Below are 13,830 nucleotides of genomic sequence, written 5' to 3'. Positions count from 1 at the left end.
ACGCCGCGAACGCGGGCGCGTTGTGGCGTATGGAGGTAATAGTGAGAGCTTCGTCGCAGCGATACGACAGCAGCGGACGTTACTTCGTCTTTTGCTCCGGCCGATCACCGAAGAAGCGTCGGTTGGCGGCTTCGGCCGCGCGCACGCAGAGTTCATCACTGACCTTTGCGCGATCCTCCTTGCATTGGCGCTGGAGTTCCTTGATGCGGTCGGGATGGGCCACAAGGTAGTCCACGGTTTCCGAAGGTTGGGATTGGCCACATGCGGTCAGCGTGGCGGTCATCATCATCAGCGGCAGCACTTTGTTCATGGTTCCAGTCCTTTCATCGGGTAGGAGGAGATCCTTCGCCGGTGTTCAGGTGATCCGCTGAATCAATGAAGGTCACTCGTTCGATGAACCGGGCCAGCATCTGAGAAGGCTCCGCATCACGGCACAGCAGATAGGTACTCAGCATTGGCGGCTTGCCCGCCAACGGACGACCTACGATGCCTAACTCTCGGCAGGATGCTATATGCGCCGTGCCTGCCAGGCCCAAAGCCAGACCGGCAGATACCAAAGCCATCATCACGTCAAAGGTCGCTACGCGCTGGACTATCAATGGCTCCTGATTGAGTTTGCGGAGGAAACGATCGACTTGGCGAGCATGGCCTTCGCACACCGCGGGGTCGCCGAGCACCAACGGGTGACGTAGTACCTCTTCCGGCGGGACACGCTTATGGGCAAGTAGCGAATGGCGAGCAGGCACCGCTACCATCAGTTCATCCTCCCAAGCAGGTGTGACCAAGATACCGTCGCCTCCATCCTCTGCCATCGAAAAACCTGCGTCATACAGATCTTCATGCAAACCCTTGATCTGCTGCCCGAGCGGCACCTCAAACAGACGTATCTCAACTTCGGGGTCCTCTTCACGGCATCGCGCCAGCAAAGTTGACAACCGTGCGGGTGTTACCCCATCAGACACGGCAATGCGTAACTGGCCGAAAAATCCGTTGGCGGCCGACTTGACGCCATCACGGGCCTGATCCAACGCGGTAAAAATGCGCGGGACATGCTCCAGAAGCTGTCGCCCGGCACGGGTTAGTTGAGTGTTTCGGGTAGTACGAATGAATAAACGAACACCAAGCTCCTCTTCCAATTCTTTGATAGTGCGTGAAAGTGGAGATTGGTCGATATGTAGCCGTTCAGCGGCGCGAGCGAAATGAAGCTCCTCCGCAACGATGAGAAAACAGCGAAGATGTCGAAGCTCCATTGTGCTCACTCCACTTTAATTCGTCTAATTTCATTTGCGCGGCTAATTAATTAGCCTTTGCCAGAGTGCTGACAGCCAAACCCCCCCGGTCAACAAAGTGGCTAACAGCACGGCAGCGCTTCCCATGTCCTTTGCACGCTTTGATAGCTCATGCCATTGAGGGCCAATACGATCAATCGCCGATTCCACAGCAGTATTGAGCAGCTCCACAATCATCAAAATAAGGATACTTCCTGAGAGAAGAGCGACCTCCACCCAGCCCCGCCCCAACCAGAAGGCCAATGGGACCAACACAAAGGAAAGTACTGACTCAAGTCTAAAGGCCGGCTCATTCCATCCAGCGCGCAATCCCTGAATTGAGTAATGGGAGGCATGCCAAACTCTCAATATTCCTCGGCGAGATTTTTGTTTATTTTCGAATGCGGACAAGGGCGCAGTTGTGACCGTGTGTTTTTCATCTTTCATGAGAATAACTCTTACATATTCTTATCATCACAGCCAAAGAAAAAATCGAAATTCTTGTCGTACTCAATTGTTTTAACCTGCATTAGCCCCAAGACAGACGGAAACAATGCGTCGTGATTCGCATAAGAGCGGGCTCGCGCACTCAAACAGCCAATATTCAGCCCGCGACTTTGCGTAAACGTTGAAGAGAACCACATAACCAAAGGAACACGAGTCTGCTCTTGTGGAGCAATCGAATAAGGCATACCGTGCAGAAAAAGTCCCTTCTCGCCCAGGGATTCGCCGTGATCCGAGACGAATATCATAGCTGTGTCGTAGTCGGAAAGCCCCTGCAATTTTTTGATGACTTGGGTTAGGAAATGATCTGTGTAGAGAATAGCGTTGTCGTAGCTATTCACGATCTGTTCGCGGGTGCATTTCCCCATTTCCGGTGTGTCGCATGTTGGGATGAATTTGCGATACGCTGCTGGGTATCGTTGAAAGTAGCTCGGGCCATGATTTCCAAGCTGGTGCAAAAAAATCACACGATCACCGGGAATTTTTCGAGCCTGAGCTGGTAAGTCTTCAAGCAAAATCTCATCGAAACACCGACCATCAACGCATAAAGAGGGACTTTGTGCACTCCCTAGGTGTTGATATTCGAGACCATCGCACACCCCTTTGCAGCCTGACTGGTTATCCCTCCACAAGGTGGTAATACCGGCGCGCTCCAGAACATGCAGTAAGGATTGGTGTGAGCGAATCTTGTCCTCATCGTAGTTTCGGCGACCAAAGGACGAGAACATGCAAGGCACAGAAACCTCGGTGTTAGTTCCACAGGAGTGCATGTCGGAGAAATTGATCACACCCATCTGAGTCAATTGAGGCGTTGTGTCGCGTGCATAGCCGTTCAATCCCCAGTTTTGGGCGCGAGCCGTCTCACCTACGACGAAGACTAATAAACGTGGCCGACTGCCTTCGGGCCTGACTGTTGCGACGGCATCAGCTCCAATGGTTTTTTTTTCAGCGGATTGCGTGATAGAGGAACCTTTCAGTGCCTTTGGCAAGCCCACCAAATAGTTTCCCGGTGTAATCAAGTATCGAACTTCGCGATGATTTCTCATCAGTGCGGACATGTCCTGAAATGACAGCATGGCACCACCTGAAATCATCAGTGCCGAAAACAGCATCAATCCCATACGCCACACGGTTGCTTTCAGCCAAGTACGCCCGATCAATCGGATTCGCCAAAGCAAAATAATCGGCACTACTGCCAGCAGGCTTAGTGGAGCAATCAATGCAGGCGTCAGTAGCTCGCGACTTTCCTTGAAGTCTGTGGCTAGAACATTGCGCAACATGCTCGAATCGAGGTAGATATGAAAGCTGCGCATGTAGTGTGTCGCGAGGGCAGAGGCAACAAACAGCACCGCAAGTAAAACCTTGGCATTCCAGCGCCACACAATCAAACTCAACAGCAGACTATGAATTCCCACCAAAAACAGCAGTACGGATGTGCCCATGCGTAAGCTGGACTGGATGCCTAAGGCGCTACTCCAAAATAGACCATTGCAGGCCAGTGCAAAGAAAATACTGGTCATCAAGATCAGCCACTCGACGCTGCATTGTGGTCGCCAATGGCTTAGGTTCTTGAGGTTTGCAGTTCTGAATCGCGGCACCATACCGAGAGCCTGTTTGAAAGTTCTCATGCTTGGAACCCCGATGAATGGACATCGCCTGAGCCATCAACAAACCAGCGTTGCCAGACCATGAAAAGACCCAAGGCAACGACCCAACAAATCAGGAGCGTCCACAAGTCATGGGAAAGGAAGTGGGCTCCGCGCACCTGCTGGGTCCATCCAAAGATGGCACCTATCATCAAACTTGCGGCCAAGGCCATCCAACGCCAGGCAGGACGAACCATCAAGGTAAAGAAATATAGGCTGACCCATGCATATCCGGCACTTGCATGCCCTGCGGGAAAGCACACACCGCGGGGCATACCGAGCGGGCGTGTTTCAAACAGGCCCACAAACACTCGCGCTCCGCCATAGCGCACCAAGTTCCAAGGGCAATCCATGTTAGTGAACGATTTCAGCGCCGAAACCGTCAGTGCCCCTATCAAGTACGCACAAAAAAGATACAGTAGCGGCCAGCGTAGGTATGCCGCGCATTTGTTGCTACGTTTTTTTCTCCAAGCCCAGATGCACGTTGCTGCAACCGCAATTGCCAGCAAGGTGGAAAGATTCTTTCCTCCCCGATGCAGCAGATTGTTGGTTAGCCAGGCATCTCGCAAAGCCCATCGGCTGCCCTGCAAGCGATAGAGATGATCGGCGACCCAGAAGTCCCCACCGCCATCCATCAATAGACTGCTTATGATCAGCGCCGCACCCGCTGGTAGCGCTAGATGAGTGATTAAGAATCGAGGTGCGAATGGTGCGTTGGATGGTGGGGCGTTGCCCAGTAGTCGGAATTCATTGGGGGGCATCGACATGTGCCTCCTTCGAATGCCACAGCGCATGCGCATCGATACGCACCAGTGCTGACGCTTGCAGCGCATCGACGCGAGCCTGTGCCTCGGCGAGTCGTGTCTGGCGCAGGTTGCGCAACGTCAAGAGGTATTCGGCCAAGGCGGCCTCTCCCAGTTCCCAAGCCCGCCGCGTGTGGTTGCTGGCCGTGGTCTGCGCGGCCAGCGCCTGCGCGAATGACTGCCACTGCGTGCGCTTGCTGTCAACAGCCTGCGCGGCGACCCACGCACTTTGCTCCACCGCGCGCCGCACGCCGAGCGCCTCCGCCTCTGCGGCCGCCGCGTTGGCGCTTTCCGTGGCAGCCATTGCACTGCGATAGTCTGTGCCAAATGGCACCGTCAGGACAACGCCAATGACACGTTCCGCCCCGCCGCGTTCAGACATCATGCGTACCCCGACTGTGGGGTCGGGCGTGCGGTTGGCGTGGGCGCGCTCAGCCACCTTGGCAAGACGGGCCGCCTCTCCATCTGCAATGCCGATTTCGACGCTCTGCCGCACGATACGCGCCAGCCAGTCCTGTGAGCCTCCTGGTAAGGGAGCGGGATCTGGCAGCGTGGATGGCCGGGCGGGAATCTCAATGCCGGGGAATTCGATCACCACCGTTTGACGCGCTGCCCGTTCTGCGTCGCGCGCAGCGCTGACCTGGGCTGCAAGCATTGCAAGCTCGGCTTGCAGAACGTCGCTGTCCCGCCGCGCGGCATCGCCCAGGGCCACGCGCCGGGCCATTGCTTCCTGCTCACGAATAAGCAACTTTTCCTGCGCTTGCATCTCGTCGGCTACGACGAAACTGCGCAGCCATCCGGCCCAGACTTCCAACAGTCGCCTTGCCATTTGGTGCTCGGCATCTTCAAGGCGCATGTCGGCCACCCTGCGGGTGCTGCTGCCGATGTCCCGATCCAGACGCGCCTTGTTCGGCAGGCGAACAGCACGGCTGAGCTGGATTTCCCATTCGTTGTAGCGGCGCGCTTCGTTGGTCACGTTGCGGCGTTGTAGGCCGCTGCTGAGTTCAAATTCGTGACTACCGGCTTCAAGGGCGCTTTGCGTGGCAGCCGCCGCGTTCAAGCGAGCGGCTGCGGCATTCACGACCGGCTGGGTTTTCATCGCCGTTTCGACTTGCGCCTGCGCAGGCAGCCAGGAGAGATCATCGGCACGCGCTTGCGCGGGATGGAATGTCAAAGCCGCGATGGCCACCATGACGGCACCAGTCGGTAGTACCAGGCTGCATCCTTTGTTTTTATTCGTCATACCAGTCTTCCACTTGCCAACACCGGCTCCACCCACCAGCGCACGTCGCTCGATGCGATGCGCTGGCGCAGATGCGCCAGAACCTGTTCCAGCCGTTCGGGTTCGATCAACACCCAGATGACACGCCGATCCACACGGCCGCGAACCTTCTCGCGAATGGACGCGCGCGCGAAGTCGCCGGTATGCCCTTCTGCGTGCAACAGGGTGAACCCTGGCAGCACCGGGTCGGCCATCAGGGCATCGGTGACGGCGTCTTCGAGCGTGGGTGGAAACACCAGATTCAGGCGCACCAGTTGCGCTTCTTTCAATCCGTTCATGCGCGGACTCCTTGTTGTGAGGAGATGGCCTGGCCGAATCGCCGGTACAGCACCGGCAGCAGGATCAGGGTCAGCGCCGTGGAGCTGACCAGTCCGCCAATCACCACGATGGCGAGTGGGCGCTGGATCTCAGAGCCAGGGCCACTGGCCAGCAGCAGGGGCACCAGGCCAAAGGCGGTGATGGAAGCCGTCATCAGCACTGGGCGCAGCCGTCGCAACGAACCTTCGCGCACCACCTGTTCCATGGGCAGGCCTAGCGCGTGCAAGTGGTTGAAGTGCGTCACCAGCACCAATCCGTTGAGCACGGCGATGCCCAGCAGCGCGATGAAGCCGACCGAAGCAGGCACCGACAGGTACTGCCCCGACAGCCACAGCGCCGCCACGCCGCCGACCATGGCAAACGGCACGTTGCCGAGGATGAGCGCGGCCTGCCGCACCGAGCCGAAGGTCATGAACAACACGAAGAAGATCAACGCCAGGGCCACCGGCACCACCATGCCAAGGCGGGCCGCCGCGCGCTGCTGGTTCTCGAACTGGCCGCCCCATTCGACGCGGTAGCCGGGCGGCAGCGGCACGTCGCGCGCCACGGCGGCACGCGCTTCATCCACGAAGCCGACCAGATCGCGCCCGCTCACGCTGGACTGGATCAGCGCGAAGCGCGAGCCGTTCTCGCGCCGCACCAGCACGGGGCCATCGGTGGTGGCGATGCGCGCCAGCGAGGCCAGGGGGATTTCGCCCTGATCGCCACGGGCGAGTTGCAAGTCCTTGAACCGCTCGGCCGATCCGCGCAGCCGGGCATCCCCGCGCACCACGATGGGCGTGCGCCTGTCCGGCTCGATCACCAGCCCGGCCGGCACGCCTTCGAGCTGCGCGCGCAACTCGTCCTGAACCTGTGTCACGGCCAGCCCGGCGCGGCCTGCGGCCTGCGCATCCACCTTCACCTGCAGGTATTCCACGCTGTCGCTGGCCTGGGTGAGCACGTCGCGCGCACCGGGCACTTTCTCGATGCGAGCGGCCATGCGCTGCGCCAGATCGCCCAGTGTTTGCAGATCAGGGCCGAACAGCTTGACGGCCACGTCGCCCCGGCTGCCGGTGAGCATTTCCGAGATGCGCATCTCGATGGGCTGGGTAAAGCCGAATTCCAGGCCGGGGAAGGCATCCATCACCTTGCGTATCTCGGCACTCAACGCGTCCTTGTTAGCTGCATGCCAATCCTTGCGCGGTGCGAGCTGCATGAACAGGTCGGTTTCGTTCAGGCCCATCGGGTCGAGCCCCAGCTCGTCGGAGCCCACCCGCCCGATGCTGTGCCGCACCTCGGGCACCGCCGTACCGATGGCCTTCTGCACCGCCAGGTCAATCTCTAGCGAGCGCTGCAGCCCAATGGACGGCGGTTTTTGCAGTTGCAGCAGGATATCGCCCTCGTCCATCGTCGGCATGAACGCCTTGCCCGTGCCGAGGTAGGCCACCACACCCAATGCCAGGGCCGCGATGGCGACCGCCGATGCGCGTAGCGGGTGGTGAAGCGCAGCCTCCAGCAGCGGTTGGTACAGGCGCGTGGCCCAGCGCATCACCCACGGCTCGGTGTGCGCGTGTTCCTTGAGCAGCAGGGAGGCAAGCACCGGCACCAACGTGAGCGACAGCAGCAGCGAGACGCCCAGGGCGAACACGATGGTCAGCGCCACCGGCACGAACAGTTTGCCTTCCAACCCTTGCAGCGTGAGCAGGGGCATGAAGGTCAGACAGATGATGAGGATGCCGGAGGCCACGGGCACGGCGACCTCGCGCGCCGACGCGAATATGCGGTGCAGGCGCGGCTGGTGCGCACTGGGTGCGTGCGGGTCGAGCCGACTGACGGCGTTTTCCACCACCACTACGGCAGCGTCCACCAGCATGCCGATGGCGATTGCGAGGCCCCCTAAGCTCATCAAGTTGGCGCTCATGCCGACAAGGCGCATCAGCAAGAAGGTACCCAGCGCCGCCAGCGGCAGCATCACCGCCACCACCAGCGCGGCGCGCAGCTCGCCGAGGAACAGAAGCAGCAGGATGACAACCAGTACCGTCGCTTCCAGCAAGGCGCTTTCCACCGTGCCCACAGCGCGCTCGATCAACGTACTGCGGTCATAAAACGGCACCACCTTGACGCCGGGCGGCAAGCTGGGAGTCACCTCGTCCAGCCGCGCTCGAATAGCTTTGACCAGCGCCGAGGCATCGGCCCCGCGCAGCGCCACCACGATGCCTTCCACCGCTTCGCCCGCGCCGTCCCGGGTGACGGCGCCATAGCGCGTCACGCCTTCGATGCGCACCTGGGCCACGTCGCCCAGGCGAACTGGGGCCGTGCCATTGGCCCCCGCGCGCAGGATCAGACGGGACAAATCGTCCAAAGTGTGGATCGCGCCTTCAGCGCGCACGATCAGCGTGTCTTCGCCTGCATCCAGGCGGCCCGCACCGTCATTGCGGTTGTTGCGGCCGATCGCCGTGATGACATCAGAGAAGCTGAGGCCCGCAGCGGAAAGCCGTGCGCGATCCGGCACCACGGCAAAGCTCTTGGCTTCTCCACCCAGCACGTTGACATCAGCAACACCGGGCAGCGTGCGCAGGGCCGGGCGCAGCGTCCAGTCCAGCAGGGCGCGGCGCTCGCTCAACGTGAGGCCACCGCCTTCGATGGTGAACATGAACACGTCCGACAGCGGTGTCGAAATCGGCGCCAACCCGCCGCTGACGCCTTCGGGCAGGCTGCCCGAAACGCCGGCATAGCGTTCGGCCACTTGCTGACGCGCCCAGTAGATGTCGCTGCCTTCGGCGAAGTCCAGCGTGATGTCCGCGATGGCGTACTTGGCGGTGGAGCGCAGCATCACGCCTCGCGGCACGCCGAGCAACTCCATCTCCAGCGGCGTGATCACGCGTGACTCCACCTCCTCGGGCGTCATGCCAGGGGCCTTGATAATCATCTTGACCTGCGTTGGAGAAATGTCCGGATAGGCGTCGATCGGCAATTGCAGGAAGGCCGCCAGGCCCGCGCCCGCCAAAGCCAGCACGCCGAGCAGCACCAGCGCGCGTTGGCGCAGGGAAAACTCAATCAGACGGGACAACATGCGTGGTCGCCCCTCATTGCAATGGAATCATGGATTTGAGCAGTGCCGTACCGCGCACGACGACCTGCATGCCTGCCGCAAGCGGCGCAGTGTCTGGCGAGACGGCACGCACGGCGCTTGACGCCTCTGATTCGTCTTGCCCCAGCAGTTGCACTGGAACGGCGCGGACGCGCAGGTCGCCTTGCTTGTCTTGCGATGTCGGTTCCGCAACGTAGAGCACGTGGCCGCTGCCCGCTGGCAGCAGTGCGGACGTTGGCACGCTCAAGGTGCCCTGCGATGCTGGCAGCAACAGCGCGACACTGATCTGCTGCCCGGCCGCATAGCGGTCTGCCCCTGCCTGATCGGCATCGACGCGGGCACGTACCCGCAGGCTCTGGCTACTGAGGTCAGTGTCGCCACCAACAGCCGTCACGCGAGCGGTCGTGCCATCGGGAAGACGTACTTCCAAGCCGGGGTGGAGATCCGAGCGCCAGCGCAGCGGAACCGCGACGCTGACATCCAGCGGGCCAGGCTGAGCCACTATGAAGGCGATGTCGAGCGGCGCGACCGCCTGCCCGAGGCTCAGGTGACGACGCATCACCCGCCCGGACAAAGGCGCCAGCAATTCATACTCGCCGGCCTGCCCGCCGCTAACGGGTCTAAGCCGCGCAAGAGCGCCATTGGCCTCTTGCAACGTACTTTGCGCAGCCGCCGCGCGCGCCTGGGTTTGCTCGTTGCGCGTGGCTGGGATGATGCCCTCGGCCAAGAGCGCGGCATCGCGCCGGGCCTGCGCCGCGGCTACCGCCGCTTCGGTGCGAGCACGCGCCAGATCAGCCTGTAACGTCAGAACGTCCTTGCTCTGGATGCGCGCCAGCGCCTGTCCTTGGCGCACTGAGGCGCCTTCATCGACCAGAACGCGCGTCACCACACCGCCATATGGCGCCACGACCTGCGCGCTGGTCGAGAGTGGTGCCACCGTCTGGGCGGGTAAGCCATCCAGCGGTATCACTGCGGCATCCTTGACGAGTGCGGTTTCCACACCCTGCGCACGAAGCTGAGAGGCGTTGAGGCGAACGCCGCCAGCGTTCGGTTGGGCGACAGCCTCGCTCGCGTCTTTATCGGCTACGGTTGTCTGCTGCGTTGTCCAAGCCCACCAGCCGTACCCTGCGGTAGCCAGAGCCGTCACACCGATGGCGGACAGGGCCAGGGTCTTGGTTCGGCTGGAAGTGCCCGCCGCTTTCAAGGTCGAGAAGCTCATGTTTTTGCCGCCCCAAACGACGTAGAACAGAGTAGCGAGCACACAGCGTGGATTGAGAATCCGTCGCAGATGAAGCGGTGCGCGAAGTTGGCGAGGCGAAACATGCTGTCGATCTCTTACTTAAAGATCGACTCATCTTCCTCGGTGAAGCTTTGAGAAAGCTTTGGAGAAAACGAAATTTGCTCAGTACGATGTATTTTGGCGAAACGCCTGTTTTGAGCAGCAAGCAATCGATAAACTGATTTTTCAGTAACCTGCTCTGATATGCCAGCGGTGCGCCTTTACTATCTGAAACGTCGGAGCCATATACCATGAGCATCAGAAATTCCGAATACCGTTTCAGTCCTTTTGTCATAGGACTGCATTGGCTGACCGTGCTCCTCATCATCGCGGTCTATGCGAGCATGGAACTGCGCGGACTGGCACCCAAGGGCAGCTCCTTGAGAGACGCTATGAAATCCTCGCACTACCTGCTGGGCCTGGGTGTTCTGGCGGTCGTCGTGATCCGCATTTGGGTGCGCATCCAGGCGGGAGCGAAGCCCGCTATCCGACCACCCATGCCACGCTGGCAGGCCACGCTCGCGGATGCCATGCACTATGCGCTCTACATCTTCATACTCGCCATGCCGCTGCTCGGGTGGCTCACCTTGAGCGCGGCAGGCAAGCCGATCATTCTGTTTGGCTTGCCGATTCCCTCTCTGATCGATGCCAATGTCGCTCTGTCTCGCCAACTCAAGGATGTCCATGAGGCGCTGGCGACATTGGGCTATGTCTTGATCGGATTGCATGCGATGGCGGCGCTGTTGCACCACTACGTCATGCGTGACAACACCCTGGTTCGCATGCTTCCCGGTCATCACCCCTGAACTGCTGGCCTCAGATTGCTTCACATGGGTTTGATTTTCCAATGACAAAATTCCACCATCGCGCTCACCCTGAAAGTCATCGCACTGAACATATCGGATGGCTGCGCGCCGCTGTTCTGGGTGCCAATGACGGCATTATTTCCACGGCCAGCCTGGTCGCCGGCGTGGCTGCGGCCCATGCAAGCCATGCCAGCATTATGACCACGGCCATCGCGGGGCTGGTAGCCGGTGCCATGTCCATGGCTGCAGGCGAATTCGTATCGGTCTATTCACAAGCTGATACGGAGAAGGCAGACCTGGCGCGGGAACGTGATGAACTGAAGAACAGTCCGGAAGCAGAGCACCGGGAACTGACAGCCATCTACGTCCGGCGTGGCCTGGATCATCGACTCGCGGATCAGGTCGCCACGCAATTGATGGCGCATGATGCGCTGGGCGCGCACGCGCGCGATGAATTGGGCATTTCTGAAACCTTGAGCGCTCGCCCGCTGCAAGCCGCCATAGCGTCCGCAGGAAGCTTCGCCGTGGGTGCGGCCATGCCGCTGGCCGTGGTTCTGTTGGCGCCAGAGCAGAGTCTGCTCTATTGGATCGTTGCGACGGCGATTGTCTTCCTGGCCCTGCTCGGCGCTACGGCCGCTGCCGTGGGTGGTACGCCGCTCTTCAAAAGTGCGCTGCGCGTCGCGTTCTGGGGCACATTGGCCATGGCGGTGACAGCGGGCGTGGGGGCCGTGTTCGGTACTGCCGTGTAGATAACGGCACCGCTGCATCCATCTCAGAGCAGCGGCGACCAGGGGCCAAGCCGGGCGGACAGGCGGCCGTTGGCCAGCGAGAACGCCAGCGGCAGGTCTATGGCATGTGCGAGCGCCAGCGCAAGCGCCAGCCCCAGTCCGGCATGATGCACCGTGCCGCCTTCGGAATCCTTTCGCCAGAAGCGAAGGCCGAATTGATCCAGATCGGATGCCTGCAAATTGGGAGCTGTGTTGACGATGGTTAGCATCCAGCCGGAAGCCACGCGCTCCAGCCGACATTGAATGTCGTCGCCTTCGGGCGCGTATTCGATGGCATTGCGCAAGAGGTTGGAGACGATGCGTTCGATCACGCCCTGATCGCTTTGCACCCATGCCGATTCAGGCAAAGTCACGCGGATGGGTGACTTGGGCGCCATTTGCTGGACGTTGAATCCCGCCAGTAACTCTTCCAGCAAAGCTGTTAGATCCAGAGGATCAAGCGCAAGTGTGTGTTGGCCGGATTCAAGCCGCGCCAACAACAGCAGAGTGTCCACACTGCGCTGCATGCGTGAACTGGCCTGGATCGTTGCATTTAGGGCGTGCTGGATTCGGGTCGGGTCGGAATCGATCAAAGCGCTTTCTGCGCTGATGCGGATTTCTGCCAGGGGCGTGCGCAACTCGTGGGCCACGTCGCGGGAGAAGCGGCGCTCGCGGGCAATGGCCGCATACAGGTGATGCAAGCCCTGATTGAAGGCTTCGGCAAACGGCCGCAGTTCGCGTGGAAAGTCCGCTCCGATCCGCGCAATCGGCCGATCCGAACGCAGGTCGGCCAGTTGCACGCCGACGCGCTCCAGCATGACCACGATGCGCCGAACCATGAGCAGCGCCAGGCCTGTGGCCAGGAGCGTCGCCAGTGCGATACCGCCCAGGAGCGTGAAGTGGATGCGCCGCTCGGTTTGATCCCAATCCCGACGTTCTGTTGCCACAACCAGCAATCGAGATTCCTCACCTCTTACCGGCACGCGCGTCGCCAGCGCGCGGCCCGCGTGGCCGTCCGGGAGTATCACGTCGTAGTAGCGTGGGGTGCCTTGCTCCACCGGTCCAAGCGCCAGCTCGGCCCCAGCACTGCTGGGCGAACGCAGCAAGGCCCGGTGGGTCTGCGGATCGAAGATCGTGAAGAACTCGGTATGCCCGCCAGGCTCGTATTCCGGCATGAGGCTTTCGAGCTTTCTCGCATCCAACTCCTGCAGCACGCGCCCCACCGCCGCTGATCGTTGCATCAGGGTGGTATCCATCCGTCGGTAGATTTCGTGGTCGATCCAGTGGTCGAGGACGGGAAACAGGATCGCGAAGGTTCCTCCAATGCAGATCACGAGGCTGGCAGCCAGCCGCCGCTGCAAGGACCAGGATCTGCCTTGACTCGTATCAGAGAGGGCTTCGGAATCGGGACGTACCATCGTTCAGGGGAGTATGTAGCCGAAGCCACGTCGTGTCACGATCAGTTCATCCAGGCCGCACTGGGCGAGCTTGGTTCGCAAGGTGCTGACAATCACCTCCACCACCTTGTCCGATGCATCGCTGCGGCTGTCGTACAAATGTTCAAAAATCTGCGGGCGCGACAGCGTGGCGCCGCGCCGACGCAGCAGCAAGTCGAGTAGTCCATATTCCTTCGGCGTGAGCCCAAGATCAATGCCCTTGAACCTCGCGGTGCGCGAGCGCGGATCGACTTCCAGATCGCCGTGGCGCAGAACTGGAACGTCCCGTTGCGGCGGACGCCGCACCAGCGCCCGCAGGCGAGCCAGCAGTTCGGCCAGCTCGAAGGGTTTTGTCAGGTAGTCATCGGCACCCGCATCCAAGGCCCGCACCCGGTCGTCGAGCAACTCGCGCGCGGAGAGCACCAACACCGGTGCGGCATGGGCCTCCCGGCTCAATGCGCGCAACACGCCAAAGCCGTCCAGCCGGGGCAGCATCAAGTCCAGAATAATGGCGTCGTACCGGTAGCTGGCAAGAAACTTCAGCGCGGACACGCCATCGGCTGCTGTATCGCAGGCATAGCCTTCCGACTGAAGGCTCTGGCTCAGGGCTTCGGCCAGCGTTTGCGAGTCTTCCACGATCAATACGCGCAT

General features: G+C 60.6%; 13 protein-coding genes. 2 read left to right on the top strand and 11 right to left on the bottom strand.

Annotation, left to right across the window (positions count from 1 at the left end):
• Nucleotides 1–79 precede the first annotated feature (79 nt).
• Genes RT282_RS00215 through RT282_RS00175 form a run of 9 tightly spaced genes read right to left on the bottom strand, consistent with a single transcriptional unit; the run spans nucleotide 80 to nucleotide 10,110 of the window.
• Nucleotides 80–310 (bottom strand): EexN family lipoprotein, encoded by a 231-nt coding sequence (locus RT282_RS00215; protein ID WP_063598501.1) that lies wholly within the window; start codon nucleotides 308–310, stop codon nucleotides 80–82.
• Nucleotides 311–323: 13 nt separating this feature from the next.
• Nucleotides 324–1,250 (bottom strand): LysR family transcriptional regulator, encoded by a 927-nt coding sequence (locus RT282_RS00210; RefSeq protein ID WP_313233458.1) that lies wholly within the window; start codon nucleotides 1,248–1,250, stop codon nucleotides 324–326.
• Between the two features lie 42 nt (nucleotides 1,251–1,292).
• Nucleotides 1,293–1,715: a diacylglycerol kinase gene (locus RT282_RS00205; RefSeq protein ID WP_313311041.1), complete on the bottom strand. Its 423-nt coding sequence runs from the start codon at nucleotides 1,713–1,715 to the stop codon at nucleotides 1,293–1,295.
• An 11-nt stretch (nucleotides 1,716–1,726) separates the two neighbouring features.
• Nucleotides 1,727–3,373: a phosphoethanolamine--lipid A transferase gene (locus tag RT282_RS00200; RefSeq protein WP_313312556.1), complete on the bottom strand. Its 1,647-nt coding sequence runs from the start codon at nucleotides 3,371–3,373 to the stop codon at nucleotides 1,727–1,729.
• A gap of 23 nt (nucleotides 3,374–3,396) precedes the next feature.
• Nucleotides 3,397–4,185 carry a phosphatase PAP2 family protein gene (locus RT282_RS00195; protein WP_231113296.1) on the bottom strand — a complete coding sequence of 263 codons (789 nt, stop codon included), beginning with the start codon at nucleotides 4,183–4,185 and terminating at the stop codon, nucleotides 3,397–3,399.
• Entirely contained in the window at nucleotides 4,166–5,464 is a 1,299-nt protein-coding gene (locus RT282_RS00190) for a TolC family protein (RefSeq protein ID WP_231113295.1), read from the bottom strand. The genes RT282_RS00195 and RT282_RS00190 overlap by 20 nt, the downstream gene beginning before the upstream one ends.
• Nucleotides 5,461–5,781 (bottom strand): DUF3240 family protein, encoded by a 321-nt coding sequence (locus RT282_RS00185; RefSeq protein WP_062168876.1) that lies wholly within the window; start codon nucleotides 5,779–5,781, stop codon nucleotides 5,461–5,463. The genes RT282_RS00190 and RT282_RS00185 overlap by 4 nt, the downstream gene beginning before the upstream one ends.
• The gene (locus tag RT282_RS00180; protein WP_313311038.1) at nucleotides 5,778–8,873 is read right to left on the bottom strand and encodes a CusA/CzcA family heavy metal efflux RND transporter; all 3,096 of its coding nucleotides are present in this window, start codon (nucleotides 8,871–8,873) and stop codon (nucleotides 5,778–5,780) included. Before RT282_RS00180 ends, RT282_RS00185 begins: the two co-directional genes overlap by 4 nt.
• A gap of 13 nt (nucleotides 8,874–8,886) precedes the next feature.
• Nucleotides 8,887–10,110 (bottom strand): efflux RND transporter periplasmic adaptor subunit, encoded by a 1,224-nt coding sequence (locus RT282_RS00175; RefSeq protein ID WP_063599495.1) that lies wholly within the window; start codon nucleotides 10,108–10,110, stop codon nucleotides 8,887–8,889.
• A gap of 311 nt (nucleotides 10,111–10,421) precedes the next feature.
• Between RT282_RS00175 and RT282_RS00170 the strand changes: the two genes are divergently transcribed.
• Together RT282_RS00170 and RT282_RS00165 are read left to right on the top strand one after the other, a co-directional pair.
• Nucleotides 10,422–10,976 (top strand): cytochrome b, encoded by a 555-nt coding sequence (locus tag RT282_RS00170; protein ID WP_063598496.1) that lies wholly within the window; start codon nucleotides 10,422–10,424, stop codon nucleotides 10,974–10,976.
• 41 nt (nucleotides 10,977–11,017) lie between these two features.
• Nucleotides 11,018–11,725, top strand: a complete 708-nt coding sequence (locus RT282_RS00165; RefSeq protein WP_313233450.1) for a VIT family protein — start codon at nucleotides 11,018–11,020, stop codon at nucleotides 11,723–11,725.
• A gap of 23 nt (nucleotides 11,726–11,748) precedes the next feature.
• Here the strand turns inward: RT282_RS00165 and RT282_RS00160 are convergent, their stop codons facing one another.
• Both RT282_RS00160 and RT282_RS00155 read right to left on the bottom strand, forming a co-directional pair.
• On the bottom strand, nucleotides 11,749–13,161 hold the full coding sequence (locus tag RT282_RS00160; RefSeq protein WP_313311037.1) for a histidine kinase dimerization/phospho-acceptor domain-containing protein: 1,413 nt from the start codon (nucleotides 13,159–13,161) through the stop codon (nucleotides 11,749–11,751).
• 3 nt (nucleotides 13,162–13,164) lie between these two features.
• Entirely contained in the window at nucleotides 13,165–13,830 is a 666-nt protein-coding gene (locus RT282_RS00155) for a response regulator transcription factor (RefSeq protein WP_012204578.1), read from the bottom strand.

Source organism: Pulveribacter sp. (assembly GCF_032079985.1).
Classification (GTDB): domain Bacteria; phylum Pseudomonadota; class Gammaproteobacteria; order Burkholderiales; family Burkholderiaceae_C; genus Melaminivora.
This window is presented reverse-complemented; position numbering and strand designations above follow the sequence as displayed.

What these genes read in the sequence shown, in the direction of transcription:
- RT282_RS00215 (WP_063598501.1), bottom strand. Translation starts at nt 310, where the DNA reads ATGAACAAAGTGCTGCCGCTGATGATGATGACCGCCACGCTGACCGCA.
- RT282_RS00210 (WP_313233458.1), bottom strand. Translation starts at nt 1,250, where the DNA reads ATGGAGCTTCGACATCTTCGCTGTTTTCTCATCGTTGCGGAGGAGCTT.
- RT282_RS00205 (WP_313311041.1), bottom strand. Translation starts at nt 1,715, where the DNA reads ATGAAAGATGAAAAACACACGGTCACAACTGCGCCCTTGTCCGCATTC.
- RT282_RS00200 (WP_313312556.1), bottom strand. Translation starts at nt 3,373, where the DNA reads ATGGTGCCGCGATTCAGAACTGCAAACCTCAAGAACCTAAGCCATTGG.
- RT282_RS00195 (WP_231113296.1), bottom strand. Translation starts at nt 4,185, where the DNA reads ATGTCGATGCCCCCCAATGAATTCCGACTACTGGGCAACGCCCCACCA.
- RT282_RS00190 (WP_231113295.1), bottom strand. Translation starts at nt 5,464, where the DNA reads ATGACGAATAAAAACAAAGGATGCAGCCTGGTACTACCGACTGGTGCC.
- RT282_RS00185 (WP_062168876.1), bottom strand. Translation starts at nt 5,781, where the DNA reads ATGAACGGATTGAAAGAAGCGCAACTGGTGCGCCTGAATCTGGTGTTT.
- RT282_RS00180 (WP_313311038.1), bottom strand. Translation starts at nt 8,873, where the DNA reads ATGTTGTCCCGTCTGATTGAGTTTTCCCTGCGCCAACGCGCGCTGGTG.
- RT282_RS00175 (WP_063599495.1), bottom strand. Translation starts at nt 10,110, where the DNA reads ATGAGCTTCTCGACCTTGAAAGCGGCGGGCACTTCCAGCCGAACCAAG.
- RT282_RS00170 (WP_063598496.1), top strand. Translation starts at nt 10,422, where the DNA reads ATGAGCATCAGAAATTCCGAATACCGTTTCAGTCCTTTTGTCATAGGA.
- RT282_RS00165 (WP_313233450.1), top strand. Translation starts at nt 11,018, where the DNA reads ATGACAAAATTCCACCATCGCGCTCACCCTGAAAGTCATCGCACTGAA.
- RT282_RS00160 (WP_313311037.1), bottom strand. Translation starts at nt 13,161, where the DNA reads ATGGTACGTCCCGATTCCGAAGCCCTCTCTGATACGAGTCAAGGCAGA.
- RT282_RS00155 (WP_012204578.1), bottom strand. Translation starts at nt 13,830, where the DNA reads ATGCGCGTATTGATCGTGGAAGACTCGCAAACGCTGGCCGAAGCCCTG.